Here is a 16,242-nt window from a genome sequence, read left to right as displayed (position 1 = left end):
TTTACAGGCGGAGGCCTTGATTGCAGCCCCCTTTGGCCGCAAAAATGTCGTCGTCTTGCGGCAAGGGTGGTGCCGTGTTCCGGCGCCAGCGCCGGAAGGTTCATCTTGTGGAGACATGATCCATGGCACTGACCGAGGCAGAGCAGTATCTGATCGAGCTTATCAACCGGGCGCGGCTTGACCCTGCGGCCGAGGCTGCGCGTCAGAAATACGGGCTGAATGTCGGTTTGCCTGGATCGGGCTGGGATGCCATCACGACCGACCCCAAGGAACCGCTGGCCTTTGTCGCCGAGCTAGATATGTCGGCAACCGGCCATTCACTTTACATGGCGTCAACGAACCATTTCAGCCATGTCCAAGAAGGCAACGTTACGCTGGAGGACCGGCTGAAGGCCGCAGGGTTCAGCATGTCAAATGCAGGCTGGGGCGAAAACATCGCCGGGGTGACCAATTCGGTTTCCCCCCAGGCCTTGATGGACATGCTGCATGCCAACCTGTTCAAGAGCGCACCGCACCGCGCCAACATGATCGCGGGGAATTACCGGGAAATCGGGGTTGCGCTGGAAACCAACAGCCAGTGGAAATACCTGACCGAGAATTTCGGCCTGCACCGGTCCACCGCCTATGTCACCGGTGTGGCCTATACCGACCGCGACAGGGACGAATTCTATGACATCGGTGAAGGCCGCGCCGACTTGCTGTTTCGCATCGTCGGCGGCTCCAGCGACCGGACCGAAGCGCCGGGCGGCTATGCGCTGTCATCGGCAGCAGGCAAGAAGGTGACGGTTGCGATTGGGGAAGAGGCACGGGTCATCGTTGATCTGGCCGATGGCAATGTGAAACTTGATGTGGTGAACGGCAAGGTCTTGCTGGCGACCGGCGATATCGAACTTGTCTCCGGCATTCCCGATGCAAAGGTTCTGGGCATTGCGGCGGTTGATCTGATCGGCAGCGCCGCGAATAACCAATTGACCGGCAACGATGCGGCCAACGCGCTTTGGGGCAAGGATGGCAACGATATCCTGCTGGGCGAAGGCGGCAAGGATCTGCTGGGCGGCGGCGCAGGGGATGACAGCGCCTATGGCGGCACGGGCAACGATTCCATTCTGGGGGAAGCCGGAAATGACCGGCTTTGGGGCGGTGCCGGGAATGACACGCTGCGCGGCGATCTGGGCAATGATGCCGTGCTGGGCGAGGGCGGCAATGACCGGCTTTATGGCGATGGTGGTCGCGACCGGCTGGAAGGTGGCGCGGGCAATGACACGCTTTATGGCGGTGCCGGGAATGATCGCCTGGCAGGCAATGCCGGGGCCGACAAGTTTGTGTTCAATCGCAGCTTTGGCGATGACACGATCGGCGATTTCAACGTGAAGGCCGGGGACAAGCTCTTGCTGGATGATGCGCTTTGGCGCGGCACATACAGCGCGAACAAGGTGATCAATACCTTTGCCGAAGTCACGTCCGAGGGCGTGGTTTTCGATTTCGGCAAGATGGGCACGATCACGCTGGAGGGCCTGACAAGCCTGTCAGGACTGGCCAGCGCGATCGAGATTGTCTGACCTTACAGCGGGCGCATCTTCAGCTTGGTCAACCGGTTTTCCCGCCGCGCGGCCACTTCAAAGCGGAAGCCGTGGAAGCTGAACGCCTGTCCCACATTGGGGATCATCTGCGCTTCATGGATCACGAGGCCGGCCACCGTGTTGGCCTCGTCATCAGGCAATGACCAATCCATCGCGCGGTTCAGGTCGCGGATCGTCATGGCGCCATCGACCAGATAATCCCCGGCGGGATCGCGTTTCAGGGCCTGTTCCTTTTGTACCACGTCGAATTCGTCGGTGATATCGCCGACGATTTCCTCGATAATGTCTTCCAGCGTGATCAGGCCCTGGATCGCGCCATATTCATCGACCACCAGCGCGAAATGGGTGCGCCGCTTCAGGAACTCGCGCATCTGCTCGTCCAGCGTGGTGGTTTCGGGCACGAAATAGGGCTTCATCGCCACTTTCAGCACATCGAGCTGGGACAGATCGCCCGGCTGGGTTTCGCTGCCGCTCAGCACCCGTTCCACTTCGCGCAGCAGATCCTTGGCATGGATCACGCCGACGATGTTCTCGGGTTCATTGCGCCACAAGGGCAGGCGGGTATGGGGCGAGGCCAGAACCTGCGACAGGATCGCGCTGGCCGGTTGATCGGCATCGATCATCTCGATATGGCGGCGGTGCTTCATCACCTCTTCCACCGTGCGGTCGCCCAGATGCAGGGCGCCCAGCAGGCGGTCGCGGTCTTCCTTTTCCACCGCGCCCTCGCTATGGCCAAGCGCAATGGCGCCGACGATTTCCTCGCGCATGGCCAGCATGTGGCCATCGGCGTTGGGCTTTACCCCCAGCAGGCGCAAGAGCCCGCGCACCAGCAGGCGCACTACGGCAACAACCGGCGAAAAGACCATCATCAGCGCCCGGATCACCGGTGCGACACGGGTTGCCACCGCCTCGGGATAGGTGATCGACAGCGTCTTGGGCAGCACCTCGCCAAAAACCAGCACAAGGGCCGTCATCACAAATGTGGCGATGGCGACGCCATTGCTGCCAAAGAGTTTCGTCAGCAACGCCGTGGCGAGCGAGGCCGACAGGATATTGACGATATTGTTGCCCAGCAGCAGCGCACCGATCATGCGTTCACTGTCTTCGGTCACCGCCATGGCGGTCGCGGCCCCGCGCGACCCCTTGTCGGCCTGCGCCTTCAGCTTGCCGCGCGACGCCGCGGTCAACGCGGTTTCCGACCCGGAAAAGAAGGCCGAAAGCAGCAGGAGGCCCAGAATGGCCGCACCCATGATCCAGTCGCCGGGGCTCAGCAACACTGCGGTGTCTTCGGTCATGGGTCTTCGGTCCTGTCAGCTAGGGGATGGTGGTCAAGTACCAGCGATTTCAGATGGTCGTCCAGCACATGGGTATAGATTTCGGTCGTGGCAACATCGGCATGGCCCAGAAGCGTCTGAATCACCCGCAAATCGGCCCCGCCTGCCAGCAGATGGGTGGCGAAGGCATGGCGCAGGGTGTGCGGCGTGACCTTGGCCGGGCTGACCCCGGCCAACACGGCAATCTGCTTGATCAGCACATAGAAATGGTTGCGCGTCAGATGCCCGGCGCTGCCGCGCGAGGGGAACAGGTATTTCGAGCCTGCACGGCCTGCCTTGCGGTCGATCTCTTCGGCCCGGTCGCGGCGAGCCAGCCAATCGGCCACGGCCTCGCGCGCAGGGGGGGAAAGCGGCACCATGCGTTCCTTGCCGCCCTTGCCACGCACCAGGATCATGCGCGGATCGCCACGCACTGCGGCCACCGGCAGTTCCACCAGCTCTGACACCCGCATCCCCGTGGCATAGAGCAGCTCAACAAGCGCACAGTTGCGGGCCTGATCGTCCAGCGAGCGGCCCTTGTCACGCGCGGCTTCCAGCAGGCGATCCACCTCGTCATGGGTCAGAACCTGCGGCAGGCGCTTGTCCAGCCCCGGGCCGCGCAGGCGCAGCGCGGGATTATCCGCGCGCCAGCCTTCTTCATGCGCGAAACGGTACAATTGCCGGATGGCCGACAGACGCCGGGCACGAGTAGCCTTGGACAGACCTTCGGCCTCACAGGCGATCAGGTAATCCTCGACCTGGGCACGGCTGGCCCCGGCAAAATCCGCGCCCTGCCGCGCCAGCCAGCCCGCGAAATCCAGCAGATCGCGGCCATAGGCCAGTTGGGTATTGCGCGCAGCCGCGCGCTCGGCAGATTGCGCCTCCAGAAAGGCCGAAATCCAGCGCTGCATGTCGGCCATCGGTCAGCCCCGCCGTTCCAGCAGCAGCAATTCCAGCGCCGTGCGCCGCGCCACATCTTCGAGCCCCAGCAGGCGCAGAAGCGACAGGCCCTCTGCCACGCGGCGCGGTTCCCCTGTGACGCCGCGCCCGACAAGATCAATGGCCAACAGCAATGCCTCGCCGATGCGGCGATCGTCGATCAGGCGCTGCGCGTCTTCGGACACTTCGGCGCGCAGGAAGGCCGGTGCCAGGGCACGGGCCATGCTGTCGGGCGCGGGCAGACCTTCGATCTGGCCCAGGGCAAGCCCGATCAGGAAGGCCTCTTCCCCGGCGGGAGACGGCTGCACCGCCTGACGCGCGGCCGCGGCCCGTTCATATTGCGGTGAGAGCAGACCAATGCGCAGCACCAGAGGCATCACCGTGCCCTGCAGGGGCAGGCGCATCAGGCGTTCGGCGTAAAGCTGGGCAAAGGGGATTTCCAGTTCGGCATCAGCCATCGCGTTCCAGGCCACCGGCAGCGTTTCGCTGATCGCGTCCAGCTTGCCCGATTGCAGCGCCGCGTCGAAGTCCTGAAAGGCCTGCACCCGATCCCAGACGCCCCCGGACGCCGCAGGTTCACGTTCGGTATAGATGGCAAGCAATGTGGCGGCGCTGATCGCACCGGCCTTGGCCAGACGTTCTGCCGCCTCAAGCTGGGCCTTCCATCCGGCCTGTGGCCGCAATTCGGCATGTGAAAAGGCCAGCGGCAAGCCGAGGGTTGGCAGGGGTTCACCAATGGCTTCATACATCCGCCAGACCAGTGGGGTCGGGGTTTCCGGCTGCGGCAAGGGTTCGGCGCCATCGGCCAGTTCGGGATCAAGGAACCGCTCCAGCAGCGCCTCGGTCTCGGGCGCGACCGTGCCAAGCGCCAAGGACGTGTCGAAAGTCAGCGCAGCCGTTTGCCAATCACCGGCGCGCGCCATGCAATAGATCCGGGCGGGCAGGGTCGGGGCCAGATGCGGGGCCGATTGCATCGTGGCGCAGGCGGCATCTTCTTCACCCTGCAACAGCGCGATGTCGAAATGCCGGCGAAAGATTTCCGGCGTTGTCGGACCAGCAAGTCCGGTCAATGCCGCCGCCTGATCCAGCGCGCCGATCGCCAGCAGCTTGTCCACACGGGACAGGAACAGGATGCCACGGGTGTCACTGTCCACAGGGGGCGCTGTCTCGGCCAACAGCAGGGTAATCAACAAGCTGCGCAACGCGGGCAGGGTATCGACCCGCTCGGCGGTAATCTGGCGGGCGAGTTCTTCTGATGGGGTCAGCGCCCAAAGCTGATGCGGCAGGCCGGTGCGCGCGGCGGACAAGAGACCCAACCCATCGACCGTGGCAGCCCCGATCACACTGACACTCACCTTGCCCGGTGTGGCACTTTTCACCGGCGGAGGCTCGTTCACACCGGCGCGCGGATGTGGCGCGGCAGAGGCCGCCGACTGCGTGGCGCCCCGCGGGTTGACCGATTCCGACAGCCAGTCAATGGCCGACAGCGGCCCTTCGGCCGCAACTGGCCCGCTCAGGGCCAGAAGGGCGACCAGAGAAAGGGCTGGTTTTCGGATCAGCCATGGCGCCGGATCAATTGGCATCCAGCACCGCCGGTTTGGTGACCAGATCTTGATCGGGGCCCAGATCGGCCAGGAAGGCGTAGCCGGTCAGCCCTGCAAATCCCAGCAAGAGCAGCAGAAAAAGCAGTTTGATGATCCGTCCCATGGTGCCCGATATCCTTTGCCGCTGCCCGTTTCTTGCCGCTGCCCCCGTCCGATGACACGGACAAGGCAGCTGATTGGCGACGATTATATATGGCATTTCGCGCGAGTTCACGCCATTCAGGGACAAAAGTTTGCAGTCGGCGGAAAGGCTGCAACCGGAAGCAAAAGGGTGGGGAACGGTGCGGCTGAAGAAGACGGTCGTGATGGTGGGGATGATGGGCGCCGGAAAAACGGCGGTCGGCACCGCGCTGGCGCGGCTTCTGGGGGTGCCATTCTGCGATTCCGACGAAGAAATCGTGAAAGCCGCGCAGCGCAGCATCGCCGAAATCTTCGAAAGGGACGGTGAGCCCTTTTTCCGCGCCCGTGAAAGCGAAGTGCTGACGCGGCTGGTCCGGGGCGAGCCTTGCGTGCTGTCCACCGGCGGAGGCGCGTTCCTGAGCGAGAAGAACCGCGAGATTGTACACGAGGCCGGGGTATCAGTCTGGCTGCGCGCCGATCTTGATCTTCTGTGGCAGCGTGTGCGCCACAAGACCACGCGCCCGTTGTTGCGCACCGCCAACCCGCGCGAAACCCTGAGACAGTTGTATGAGGCGCGGGTGCCCAGCTATGCGCTGGCCGACCTGACGGTAGATGCCGCCCCCGAACTGTCGATCGAACAGATGGCCTTGCGGGTGAGCGAGGCGCTGCGCGCGCATGGCGACGTGTTGGAAGGATAAGATCATGGTGGCGATGGATGTAGTGCCGGTCGCATTGGGCGCGCGGACCTATGAGGTGCGGATCGGGCAGGGCCTGCTTGCGCGTGCCGGGGCAGAAATCGCGCCCCTTCTGCGGCGCAAGCGCGTGGCGGTGGTCACCGATGCGCATGTGGCGGCGCTGCATTGGCCTGCGTTGCAGGCAGCATTGGCCGCAGAAGGCATTACGTCTGAGGCCTTGGTGCTGCCCGCGGGCGAGGCCACGAAGGGCTGGGCGCAGTTTTCGCGGACGGTGGAATGGCTGCTTGACCAGAAGGTCGAACGCCGCGATGTGGTGGTCGCGCTTGGCGGCGGGGTGATCGGCGATCTGGTGGGATTTGCGGCGGCGGTGCTGCGCCGGGGCGTCCGCTTTGTGCAGATCCCGACGTCGCTCCTGGCGCAGGTGGACAGTTCGGTTGGCGGCAAGACCGGGATCAATACGGCGCAGGGCAAGAACCTTGTCGGAGCCTTCCACCAGCCCAGCCTGGTTCTGGCCGATATCGGCGTACTGGACAGCCTGCCGCCGCGCGATTTCCTGTCTGGTTATGGCGAGGTGGTGAAATACGGCCTGCTGGGGGATTCGGCGTTTTTCGACTGGCTGGAACGCAACGGCCCGGCCCTGACCGCGGGGGACAAGGCGGCCCGGCAATATGCCGTGGCACGTTCGGTTCAGATGAAGGCCGGGATCGTCGAACGCGACGAAACCGAAGAAGGCGAACGGGCGCTGCTCAACCTGGGGCATACCTTCTGTCATGCCTTGGAGAGCGCGACCGAATATGACGGCGCGAGGTTGCTGCATGGCGAAGGCGTGGCCATCGGCTGCGCATTGGCGTTTGAACTGTCGCAGCGGCTTGGTCTTTGCGCGCAAGAGGCCCCCAGCCGGGTACGGACGCATCTGCGTGACATGGGCATGAAGGTTGATCTGCATGACATCCCGGGCGATCTGCCGGGGGCCGAAACCTTGCTGGATCTGATGGCGCAGGACAAGAAAGTGGTGGATGGGGCGCTGCGCTTCATCCTGGCGCGCGGGATCGGCGACGCTTTCGTTACCGCCGACGTGCCGCGCGATGCGGTGCTGACATTGCTGCGGGATGCTCTGGAAACGCGGGCCTGAAGGCCCGTCACACCATCGCAGGCACTTCTTGCAACACAAATCTGACAGTCGCCTGCAACGGGCCGTCGCATGACCTGAAGCCGGATTAGCGCAGAAGAATTGGGAGGTTGGAGCGGGTGAAGGGAATCGAACCCTCGTCATCAGCTTGGGAAGCTGCGGCTCTACCATTGAGCTACACCCGCGTCGGAGAAGCAGATAAGCCAGCACCGTATCAAGGTCAAGCAGGCCTGCACCACTTTTCATGCCTTGCAATCGGGCAGGGGGCGCGGTAAAGGCACGCCACTTCACAGGCGAGGCTTGGGCTGGAAGGGGAGACATCCCGGACAGTCCGCCGGTTGGGTGCAAACCCTCAAGGCTTCGCCGAGGCGCAAACCGGAAAAGGATATGGACATGGCGCTCCCCGAATTTTCGATGCGTCAGCTGCTTGAAGCTGGCGTTCACTACGGCCACCAGACCGCACGCTGGAATCCGCGCATGGCGGAATACATCTATGGCGACCGGAACGGGATTCACATCCTCGACCTGACCCAGACCGTTCCGATGCTGGACCAGGCGCTGAAAGTCGTGCGCGACACCGTCGCCAAGGGTGGCCGCATCCTGTTCGTCGGCACCAAGCGTCAGGCTCAGAAGGCCATCGCCGAAGCCGCCGAAAAGTCGGCCCAGTTCTACATGAACCACCGCTGGCTGGGCGGCACGCTCACCAACTGGAAAACCGTGTCGCAGTCGATCCAGCGTCTGAAGCAAATCGACGAGCTGATGGCGACCGGCGCTGAAGGCCTCACCAAGAAAGAGCGCCTGAACATGGAACGCGAGCAGGCCAAACTGCAGGCCTCGCTGGGCGGGATCCGTGAAATGGGCGGCGTGCCGGATCTGCTGTTCATCATCGATGTGGGCAAGGAAGACCTCGCCATCCTCGAGGCACAGAAGCTGGGTATCCCGGTTGTGGCCGTGGTTGACACCAACTGCTCGCCCAAGGGCGTGGACTATGTGATCCCGGGCAATGACGACGCGGCCCGCGCCATCGCACTGTATTGCGACCTCGTGGCCCGTGCGGCTCTGGACGGCATGTCGGCCCAGCTGGGTGCGGCAGGCGTCGATCTGGGCGCGCTGGAAGTTGCTCCCGAAGAGGAAGTGACCGAGGCCTGATCGGGCCCGGTCGGGGCGCCGCTGCGCCCCGTCGCATTTGCGTTACCCGGCGGGCGTAAAGCCTGCCGGGATCATACGTTCCAGGAGAATTGACATGACAATCACCGCAGCGATGGTGAAGGAACTGCGCGAAGCCACCGGCGCAGGCATGATGGACGCCAAGAAGGCGCTGACCGAAGTGAATGGCGACATGGAAGCCGCCGTTGACTGGCTGCGCACCAAGGGTCTGGCGAAAGCCGCCAAGAAGGCCGACCGCGTCGCCGCCGAGGGGCTGGTGGGCGTGGCCGTATCGGGTGGCAAGGGCGTTGCTGTCGAAGTGAACTCGGAAACCGACTTCGTTGGCAAGAACGCCGACTTCCAGAACCTCGTGCGTGGCATCACCGCTGCCGCTCTGGGCGTGTCGGACGTGGAAGCACTGAAAGGTGCCGCCCTGAACGACAAGACCGTTTCGGAATCGCTGACCGACGCCATCGCCACCATCGGCGAAAACATGACCCTGCGCCGCATGGCCGCTGTGGAAGGTGACTCGGTCGCCGCTTACATCCACACCGCTGCGGCTGACGGTCTGGGCCGCATTGGCGTGCTGGTTGCGCTGAAGGGCGCTGACAACGGCATCGGCAAGCAGATCGCCATGCACATCGCTGCAACCTCGCCGGTGTCGCTGTCGGAAGCCGACATGGACCCGACCGTGGTCGAGCGTGAGTTGGCCGTGCAGACCGCCAAGGCGCTGGAAGAAAACGCCGCCTCGGCCAAGCCGAAGCCCGAGCAGGTCATCCAGAACAACATCATCCCGGGCCGGATGAAGAAGTTCTTCGAAGAATCGACCCTGCTGAACCAGAAGTTCGTCATCAACCCCGACATCACCGTGGCTCAGGCTGCCAAGGATGCGGGTGTGGAAGTGGTGGCTTTTGTGCGTATGGCTGTGGGCGAAGGCATCGAGAAAGAGAAAGAAGATTTCGCCGCAGAAGTCGCCAAGGCCCTGCAGGGCTGATTTCCGGCAGATCGAGACAGGAAGGGCGGCCCTTGACGGGGCCGCCTTTTTCTATGCCAACTTGGGAAGGCCCAGGATGCAGAGGCCCAAAAAGAAAAACGGTGCAGTCCCCAGGACTGCACCGTTCCTGCACCCCTTGGGGATGAGGGTGGGGGCGCGAATATTTCCGGTGCGCATGGCCAAAATACCCACCGCTGCCGGACCTTTCCCCGTCTTGCGACGAAGGCGACACACCGAAGCCAATAAGTCCGGTCTGTCGCTGGTGTTCCAAGGCCGAAGCCACCACTGAAGGAACAAGTTCACAATGCCACAGAGAATGACGTCAGGTAAGTAAGGAATACCTTACCTGACCCTTCGTATTAACGCTTTATTAACGCACGAGAATCCGCACCCATAAACCAAAGGTGGAGATGCTCAACCCTCGGCAGAAGGCATTGCCGGAAAGATCAGGTTCAGCAAAGTGGCTTTGGCGACTGCCTGACTGGTGGTTTCAACCTCCAGCGCCTGCCGCGCCAGCCTGAGGTGCTTTTCCACCATAGCGGGCGATACCTTCATCAGGGTGGCAATGTCCTGCATGGTCTTGCCCTGTGCCACCCATTCCAGTGCTTCGCGTTGGCGTTGCGACAGGCGGCGACGCAAGGCAGGCAAGGGCAGCTGGCAGATGCGCAAATGCATGACATGGGCCACCGCTTCGATTTCGGCCCTGCTATGTGACAGGATCGCATCGACCGAATCGTGATCCAGCCCCGGATCGGCGATAAGGCCAAGCGCTCCCTTGTGGCGCGGTGTAGGGTCGGGGAAGCTGATAGTCAGGCCCGCCCGGATACCAAGCGCCAGGTTGGTCTCGACCGCCGCGGCCTCGTCGCGGCTTAGCCGTCCGGCACGAAAATCTTCCTCCACCCAACGCCATGTCGTCAGACCGCTATGCTCCAGTGCCCACCGATAGGCAGGCGTTCGAGCATAGTGCCCGTCGCCGAAATAGCTTTGCGCATAGTCAGGCGGGCAGGTGGTAAGATAGATCGCATCCCTTGGGTTGCCGATCGCCGTGGCATCGCGGAACCGGGTGTAACCGTAATTCGCCATGGCAAAGCCGCGCGTGCGAAAATGCGCCGTTGCCAATCGCCAGACCTCGTCCCCGTCCATGGCGGTTGCCAGTTGGTTGATCAGATCCAGAACCACAGTCACAGCAAAAACACCTGATTATGAAAAGGGCATGGCAGCAGATTGAACCGGCAGCAGTGCTTTGCCAAGGGCCTTGCCGATAAAGCCAGAATGATCGCGCGTCATCCCCTGCGGCGGGCGGTTTCGCAACGGTCGGCCGCGCGGCAGCCCGCAGTCAGATCCGGGGCAAGCGCCATCATCGCATCGAATTGGGTCAGGAAGATGCGCCCGGTCAGGTGCTGCAAAAAGCTGGACCGCTGCAGGCGATCCATCACGGGCCCCTTCACTTCGGACAGGTGCAGTGCCACCCCGGCTTCATCCAGCCGCGACATCAGCTGTTCCAGCGTTTCCACCGCCGAGGCATCGATCACATTCACCGCCGCACAATCCAGCACCACATGGGCCAGCCCCGGTTTTTCGGCCAGGGCAATCAGCAACCGATCCTCCAGAAAGCGCACATTGGGGAAATAAAGGCTTTCATCTACGCGGATCGACAGCACGTCAGGCGCGGTCACCACATGGTGGCGTTCGACATTGCGGAAATGTTCGGTGCCCGGCACTTGTCCGATCACGGCCATGTGCGGGCGCGAACTGCGCCACAGATGCAGAAAGATCGACAGCACAACACCGGCGGTAATCCCGGTTTCGACGCCCAACAGCAGCGTGGCTGCAATGGTTGCAGCCATGGCCCCGCCATCGGCGCGGCTATAGGCCAACATGCGGGGCAGGGCGCGCAGATCGACCAGCGCCAGCACCGCCACGATGATGGTGGCGGCCAGCGTCGCCTTGGGCAGGTCGGCCAGCAGCGGGGTCAGCCAGAAGCTCGCCATCACCATGCCAAGCGCGGTGAACGCCCCCGCAGCCGGGGTGGTTGCACCGGCATCGGCATTGACCACGGACCGGGCAAAACCACCAGTCACCGGAAAGCCCCCTGTGAAAGCGGATGACAGATTGGCCGCGCCAAGCGCCACCAGTTCCTGATCGGGGGCAATGCGCTGACGGCGACGCGCCGCCAGGGTCTGCGCCACCGATACGCTTTCGACATAGCCAACCAGAGCAATCAGCGCAGCGGGGACAAGCAAAGCCTGCCAGAGCGCAGGGTCCAGCGAGGGCAGGGCCGGCAATGGCAGACCACGCGGGATCTCGCCCACAAGCGGGGGGGCCAGATCGGTCAGCCGCACCAGCAAGATGCTTGCAGCAACCGCCAACAGCGGGGCGGCGCGCCCGGCAGCCGCGGCCAATTCAGGCCGCATGCCGAAACTGCGCAGCAAGGGCTGCACACCCTTGCGCGCCCAGAACAGGAAACCGGTCACAGCCAACCCCAATGCCAGCACATCCAGCCGCGCGCTCTCCAGTTTCGGCAGCAAGGCCATGAACAGGCTGGGTAATGTCTCGCCCCGGGCCTGCAGGCCCAGCAAGGTGGGCACCTGGCCCGCAGCGATCAGAAGGGCCGAGGCGGTGATGAAACCAGCCATCACCGGATGGCTGATGAAATTGGCAATCCAGCCCAGCCGCAGCAGGCCCATGGCCAGCAGGATCAGCCCTGACAGCGCCGCCAGAACGATGGCCGCCCCAAGGTATTCGGCACTGCCTTGGGCGGCCAGCGGCGCGACGGCTGCGGCGGTCATCAGGCTGACCACGGCCACGGGCCCGACGGCCAGAACCCGCGACGTGCCAAACAGCGCATAGGCCAGCAGCGGCGCGATCGAGGCGTATAGCCCGATCTCGGGCGGCAGCCCGGCCAGCAGCGCATAGGCCAGAGATTGCGGGATCAGCATGATCGTCACGATCACCGCCGCCAGCAGATCGCTCAGCAAGCTCAGGCGGTCATAATGGCGGCCCCATTCCAGAATGGGCAGATAGCGGCGCATGATCCCTCCGGCTGGCTGGTTGCACAGTGCTAGCCTGCAGGAAGATACATTGCAAGTATTGAATATAAATGCATCGAAACCAGCGATGATTTCGGAATTTACGGCTGATTTATCAGTGCGTTACGCCAAGAACGTGATGTATTGCATCACCCAAGCGCGGCCATCGCGGCTGCACGGATCGCACGGATATTTGCGCCATATGGGGCTGGATTTCCGACCGAGCCGCCTTTGAAGACCGCCGAACCTGCGACCAGAACATCGGCACCAGCCGCAGCCACCAAAGGCGCGGTTTCCACAGTGACACCGCCGTCGATTTCAATATGGATCGGGCGATCACCGATCATCGCGCGCAGGGCTTGCACCTTGGCCACTTGCGACGTGATGAACTTCTGGCCGCCAAAGCCCGGGTTCACCGTCATGACACAGACAAGATCGACCATGTCGAGCAGATGCTCCACAGCCGCAATCGGCGTGCCGGGGTTCAGGGCCAGACCAGCCTTGATCCCATGCGCCCGGATAGCCTGCAGCGTACGGTGGATATGCGGGCCGGCCTCCAGATGGGCGGTGATGACATCGGCACCAGACTGGGCAAAGGCGTCAATATAGGGATCGACAGGTGCAATCATCAGATGCACATCCATAACGCCCTTGATGTGCTTGCGGATCGCCGCACAAGTGCTTGGCCCGAAAGTGATATTCGGAACAAAGTGGCCGTCCATCACATCTACATGGACCCAGTCCGCACCCTGGGTTTCGATGGCTTCACATTCGGCACCGAAGTTGGCGAAATCGGCGGAAAGGATCGACGGGGCGATCTTGATGTCGCGCGAAAAGGTCATGCGGTGCCTCATGCTGTCATGGTCGCGCTTGTTTGCCCGATATGCAGGGCAGATTGCAAGACGCATCGCAGATTTCAGACTTTGGCGCACATTATAATTACATAATATTGATTATAGGATTCAGGCGTGCTGCCCCACCGCCCACCCGGATGACCAGGCCCATTGAAAATTGTAGCCGCCCAACCAGCCCGTCACATCGACCACTTCGCCAATGAAATACAGCCCCGGCACGGATTTGGCCTCCATCGTGCGGGCATCCAACGCATCCGTGTCAACGCCGCCCAGCGTCACTTCGGCGGTGCGATAACCTTCGCTGCCCACCGGCATGATGGGAAAGCCATGCGCCAGTGCTGCCAGACGGTCGAGTGCGGCATTTGCCTGATCAGCCAGATTGCCCGTGAACCCCGAGACGATTTCCACATGGCGCGCCAGTTTTTCCGGCATGAAGCGCGCAAGCGCCGTGCGCAAGGCAATCCGTCCTCCTGCCTGTCTGGCGTTACGCAATCCGGCTGCCAGGTCCTGCCCGGCGGCAAGATCGAGCGTCAGCCCCGTGCCCTCGCGCCAATAGGAACTGATCTGCAGGATCGCCGGCCCAGACAAGCCGCGATGGGTGAACAGGATCGCCTCCTCAAAGCCGATGCGCCCGCAGACCGCGCGCCCTGCCACCGAAGTTCCGGCAAGCGGCTTCAATGGTTCCAGTTCCTGCTCGGCGAGTGTCAGCGGCACCAAGGCCGGGCGCGTCTCTACCAGCGGCAGGCCAAAGGACTCTGCGAGCTTGTAGCCGTAACCCGTTGCGCCCATTTTGGGAATCGATTTGCCACCCGTGGCGACAATCACCTTTTCCGCCCAGATCGGCCCTCGTGCACTGTCCACCCGAAACCCAGTTCCATCGCGCGTCACGGCCCCCAAGGCACAGCCCAGCCACAGGGTCACCCCTGCCTTGTCCATATCGCGCAGCAGCATCTGGACAATCTGCTTGGCCGATCCGTCACAGAACAATTGGCCCAGCGTCTTTTCATGCCAAGGGATCCCCGCCGCATCGACCCGGGCGATGAAATCCCATTGGGTAAAGCGCTTCAACGCAGAGACGGCGAAACGCGGGTTCTTCGATAAGAACCGGTCGGCTGTGATGCCCAGGTTGGTAAAGTTGCAGCGACCGCCGCCCGAAATGCGGATCTTTTCGCCTGCGGCCTGCGCATGATCGACAACCAGCACCCGACGGCCCCGACGCCCAGCCTCGATCGCGGCGAACATGCCGGCGGCACCTGCGCCCAATACGATCACATCCACCTGCATCTCTGCCCCTGCTTTCAGAATTTGCGCAAATTCACCCTTGCGCCCGCCGCATTGCTTGGCTAAACACCCGCCCACGGTTGGGGCGTCGCCAAGTGGTAAGGCAGCGGTTTTTGGTACCGCCATACCTAGGTTCGAATCCTAGCGCCCCAGCCAATCCTCCGCATATATCCGGATCAGCGCCACCACAAGGTAGCTTGGCAAGTCATTAAGATCGAAAAGAAAACAGGCCGTCGCATAATGGCTGCGCGGCCTTGTGATCGCATGCGCCCCTGTCGAGGATCAGTTGTAGATGAAGCCCCAGACAGGGTTGGTGCGGCCCAGTGATCCATCGGCATTCACCACCCGGACCTCGGACCAATCATTCTTGGCCGAAACATCGATCACCGTCTGATCCAGCGTGACCTTGTTGCGCACCCAGTTCGCATGGTCGATCTGGATGGTGCGCGCATCAAGGATATTCGACACGACGGCCACATGGCCCATCGGCATCTTGCGGCTGCCCCGGAAATTCATCACCGCGCCGATTTGCGGTTTGTTGCCACGGTCGTAGACCCCTTTGGCCTTGTGCCACCAGGTGGTTGCATTGCCGCGCAGGGAAACGCCGGTGGCATTGCGCGCGAAAGGCACGCACCAGACCCGGCCGCGCTTGGGCAACTGGGTCATTGCCAGTTCAATCCCCGCCTTCATCTCGGCCCGCGCCACGGCTGCGGCAGCCATAGCCGCCGAAAGCGATTTGCGCTGCGCCCCCTTGCTCGACACCCGGGCCTTGCCAGCAGTTTCCGAAGTCTCCGGGCGTTCGGCAAAGGATGCTCCGGCAGGAAGCATCAGGCCGAAAGACAACAGTGCAGCAAGCAGAGGGTGACGCATCACAAGGCCATGACATTCTGTTTCAGGTCTGTGAGCGGGATGACACAGGCCACGCCGGGCTGGCAAGGCGCGCGGCGCGGCGCCGATCTGGCTTGGCCGAAACCCGCCAACCCGGCCTGATGACCCGGCAAGGTTCCGCCTTCGCACAGTTTGCCGCTGACATTCAGAGTTGACGGGAAGTTTACCAATCGTGACCTGCCGCGATTCGCCCACCCGCCCCCTTTCCTTCTGCAGCCGTGCAGGCTAGCAGGGGGCGATCACCATCAGGAGGTTCGCATGAACAGCGATATCAAGCGCATTGGCACCGGTGCCCGCATGAGCGAGGGCGTCTGCTACAACGGCATCATCTGGCTGGCAGGCCAGGTCGGCAATCCGGGCGACAGCGTGGCCGATCAGACCCGGACCTGCCTTGCCGAGGTGGATCGCATCCTGGCCGAAGCCGGAACCGACAAGACCCGCATCCTTTCGGCCCAGATCTGGCTGGCCGACATGGCGAACTTCGCCGAAATGAACAGCGTCTGGGATGCCTGGGTGCCGCAGGGCCACACCCCTGCCCGCGCCACGGGCGAGGCCAAGCTGGCCACCCCCGACTATCTGGTCGAAGTCATCGTGACTGCCGCGCTGAAGTAACGCGGCCCGGTGTCCACGAAAATGGTGCCGGGGGTGCCTTGCAGCCCCCGGTTCACCA

General features: G+C 62.8%; 15 protein-coding genes and 2 tRNA genes. 7 read left to right on the top strand and 10 right to left on the bottom strand.

Translation table 11 applies throughout. The annotated features are described in order from the left end of the window. The first annotated feature begins 122 nt into the window (after window positions 1-122). Window positions 123-1,559 (top strand): CAP domain-containing protein, encoded by a 1,437-nt coding sequence (locus V6590_RS01865; protein ID WP_335418671.1) that lies wholly within the window; start codon window positions 123-125, stop codon window positions 1,557-1,559. 2 nt (window positions 1,560-1,561) lie between these two features. Here V6590_RS01865 and V6590_RS01860 read toward each other — a convergent pair whose 3' ends face one another. Genes V6590_RS01860 through V6590_RS01845 form a run of 4 tightly spaced genes read right to left on the bottom strand, consistent with a single transcriptional unit; the run spans window position 1,562 to window position 5,539 of the window. Beyond that, on the bottom strand, window positions 1,562-2,875 hold the full coding sequence (locus tag V6590_RS01860; protein ID WP_335418668.1) for an HlyC/CorC family transporter: 1,314 nt from the start codon (window positions 2,873-2,875) through the stop codon (window positions 1,562-1,564). Then, window positions 2,872-3,813: a site-specific tyrosine recombinase XerD gene (locus V6590_RS01855; RefSeq protein ID WP_335418666.1), complete on the bottom strand. Its 942-nt coding sequence runs from the start codon at window positions 3,811-3,813 to the stop codon at window positions 2,872-2,874. The genes V6590_RS01860 and V6590_RS01855 overlap by 4 nt, the downstream gene beginning before the upstream one ends. 3 nt (window positions 3,814-3,816) lie before the next feature. After that, window positions 3,817-5,415, bottom strand: coding sequence for a hypothetical protein (locus V6590_RS01850; RefSeq protein WP_335418664.1), 1,599 nt, complete (start codon window positions 5,413-5,415; stop codon window positions 3,817-3,819). Then, window positions 5,405-5,539: a hypothetical protein gene (locus tag V6590_RS01845; protein WP_335418662.1), complete on the bottom strand. Its 135-nt coding sequence runs from the start codon at window positions 5,537-5,539 to the stop codon at window positions 5,405-5,407. Before V6590_RS01845 ends, V6590_RS01850 begins: the two co-directional genes overlap by 11 nt. Window positions 5,540-5,687: 148 nt before the next feature. Here V6590_RS01845 and V6590_RS01840 point away from each other — a divergent pair, with 148 nt between their 5' ends. Further along, window positions 5,688-6,254: a shikimate kinase gene (locus V6590_RS01840; RefSeq protein ID WP_335419363.1), complete on the top strand. Its 567-nt coding sequence runs from the start codon at window positions 5,688-5,690 to the stop codon at window positions 6,252-6,254. A gap of 13 nt (window positions 6,255-6,267) precedes the next feature. Beyond that, window positions 6,268-7,383 carry a 3-dehydroquinate synthase gene (aroB, locus tag V6590_RS01835; RefSeq protein WP_434063221.1) on the top strand — a complete coding sequence of 372 codons (1,116 nt, stop codon included), beginning with the start codon at window positions 6,268-6,270 and terminating at the stop codon, window positions 7,381-7,383. A 108-nt stretch (window positions 7,384-7,491) separates the two neighbouring features. On the opposite strand, the gene V6590_RS01830 is transcribed toward aroB, so the two are convergent. Then, window positions 7,492-7,565 (bottom strand) — tRNA-Gly (locus tag V6590_RS01830). Between the two features lie 202 nt (window positions 7,566-7,767). Between V6590_RS01830 and rpsB the strand changes: the two genes are divergently transcribed. Both rpsB and tsf read left to right on the top strand, forming a co-directional pair. Beyond that, on the top strand, window positions 7,768-8,529 hold the full coding sequence (rpsB, locus tag V6590_RS01825) for a 30S ribosomal protein S2 (RefSeq protein ID WP_335418660.1): 762 nt from the start codon (window positions 7,768-7,770) through the stop codon (window positions 8,527-8,529). A gap of 94 nt (window positions 8,530-8,623) precedes the next feature. Continuing rightward, window positions 8,624-9,520 carry a translation elongation factor Ts gene (gene tsf / locus V6590_RS01820; RefSeq protein ID WP_335418658.1) on the top strand — a complete coding sequence of 299 codons (897 nt, stop codon included), beginning with the start codon at window positions 8,624-8,626 and terminating at the stop codon, window positions 9,518-9,520. 414 nt (window positions 9,521-9,934) lie between these two features. On the opposite strand, the gene V6590_RS01815 is transcribed toward tsf, so the two are convergent. The 4 genes from V6590_RS01815 to V6590_RS01800 all read right to left on the bottom strand — a co-directional run bounded on the left by V6590_RS01815 (window position 9,935) and on the right by V6590_RS01800 (window position 14,687). Continuing rightward, window positions 9,935-10,705, bottom strand: a complete 771-nt coding sequence (locus V6590_RS01815; protein ID WP_335418655.1) for a helix-turn-helix transcriptional regulator — start codon at window positions 10,703-10,705, stop codon at window positions 9,935-9,937. 98 nt (window positions 10,706-10,803) lie between these two features. Then, window positions 10,804-12,552, bottom strand: a complete 1,749-nt coding sequence (locus tag V6590_RS01810) for a SulP family inorganic anion transporter (RefSeq protein ID WP_335418652.1) — start codon at window positions 12,550-12,552, stop codon at window positions 10,804-10,806. Window positions 12,553-12,698: 146 nt separating this feature from the next. Beyond that, window positions 12,699-13,391: a ribulose-phosphate 3-epimerase gene (gene rpe, locus V6590_RS01805; protein WP_335418649.1), complete on the bottom strand. Its 693-nt coding sequence runs from the start codon at window positions 13,389-13,391 to the stop codon at window positions 12,699-12,701. Window positions 13,392-13,511: 120 nt separating this feature from the next. Next, window positions 13,512-14,687 carry a BaiN/RdsA family NAD(P)/FAD-dependent oxidoreductase gene (locus V6590_RS01800; RefSeq protein WP_335418645.1) on the bottom strand — a complete coding sequence of 392 codons (1,176 nt, stop codon included), beginning with the start codon at window positions 14,685-14,687 and terminating at the stop codon, window positions 13,512-13,514. A 78-nt stretch (window positions 14,688-14,765) separates the two neighbouring features. Here V6590_RS01800 and V6590_RS01795 point away from each other — a divergent pair. Further along, window positions 14,766-14,840, top strand: a tRNA-Gln gene (locus V6590_RS01795). A 126-nt stretch (window positions 14,841-14,966) separates the two neighbouring features. On the opposite strand, the gene V6590_RS01790 is transcribed toward V6590_RS01795, so the two are convergent. Beyond that, a complete protein-coding gene (locus tag V6590_RS01790; RefSeq protein ID WP_335418641.1) occupies window positions 14,967-15,554 on the bottom strand; it encodes a CHAP domain-containing protein in 588 nt (195 codons plus the stop codon). 276 nt (window positions 15,555-15,830) lie between these two features. Between V6590_RS01790 and V6590_RS01785 the strand changes: the two genes are divergently transcribed. Next, a complete protein-coding gene (locus tag V6590_RS01785; protein WP_335418638.1) occupies window positions 15,831-16,184 on the top strand; it encodes a RidA family protein in 354 nt (117 codons plus the stop codon). The last annotated feature ends 58 nt before the right edge of the window (window positions 16,185-16,242 follow it).

This window comes from Gemmobacter denitrificans (assembly GCF_036964905.1).
Lineage (GTDB): Bacteria > Pseudomonadota > Alphaproteobacteria > Rhodobacterales > Rhodobacteraceae > Gemmobacter > Gemmobacter denitrificans.
This window is presented reverse-complemented; position numbering and strand designations above follow the sequence as displayed.

Coding starts and splice junctions, on each gene's coding strand:
- V6590_RS01865 (WP_335418671.1), top strand. CDS start 123: ATGGCACTGACCGAGGCAGAGCAGTATCTGATCGAGCTTATCAACCGG.
- V6590_RS01860 (WP_335418668.1), bottom strand. CDS start 2,875: ATGACCGAAGACACCGCAGTGTTGCTGAGCCCCGGCGACTGGATCATG.
- V6590_RS01855 (WP_335418666.1), bottom strand. CDS start 3,813: ATGGCCGACATGCAGCGCTGGATTTCGGCCTTTCTGGAGGCGCAATCT.
- V6590_RS01850 (WP_335418664.1), bottom strand. CDS start 5,415: ATGCCAATTGATCCGGCGCCATGGCTGATCCGAAAACCAGCCCTTTCT.
- V6590_RS01845 (WP_335418662.1), bottom strand. CDS start 5,539: ATGGGACGGATCATCAAACTGCTTTTTCTGCTGCTCTTGCTGGGATTT.
- aroB (WP_434063221.1), top strand. CDS start 6,268: ATGGATGTAGTGCCGGTCGCATTGGGCGCGCGGACCTATGAGGTGCGG.
- rpsB (WP_335418660.1), top strand. CDS start 7,768: ATGGACATGGCGCTCCCCGAATTTTCGATGCGTCAGCTGCTTGAAGCT.
- tsf (WP_335418658.1), top strand. CDS start 8,624: ATGACAATCACCGCAGCGATGGTGAAGGAACTGCGCGAAGCCACCGGC.
- V6590_RS01810 (WP_335418652.1), bottom strand. CDS start 12,552: ATGCGCCGCTATCTGCCCATTCTGGAATGGGGCCGCCATTATGACCGC.
- rpe (WP_335418649.1), bottom strand. CDS start 13,391: ATGACCTTTTCGCGCGACATCAAGATCGCCCCGTCGATCCTTTCCGCC.
- V6590_RS01800 (WP_335418645.1), bottom strand. CDS start 14,687: ATGCAGGTGGATGTGATCGTATTGGGCGCAGGTGCCGCCGGCATGTTC.
- V6590_RS01790 (WP_335418641.1), bottom strand. CDS start 15,554: ATGCGTCACCCTCTGCTTGCTGCACTGTTGTCTTTCGGCCTGATGCTT.
- V6590_RS01785 (WP_335418638.1), top strand. CDS start 15,831: ATGAACAGCGATATCAAGCGCATTGGCACCGGTGCCCGCATGAGCGAG.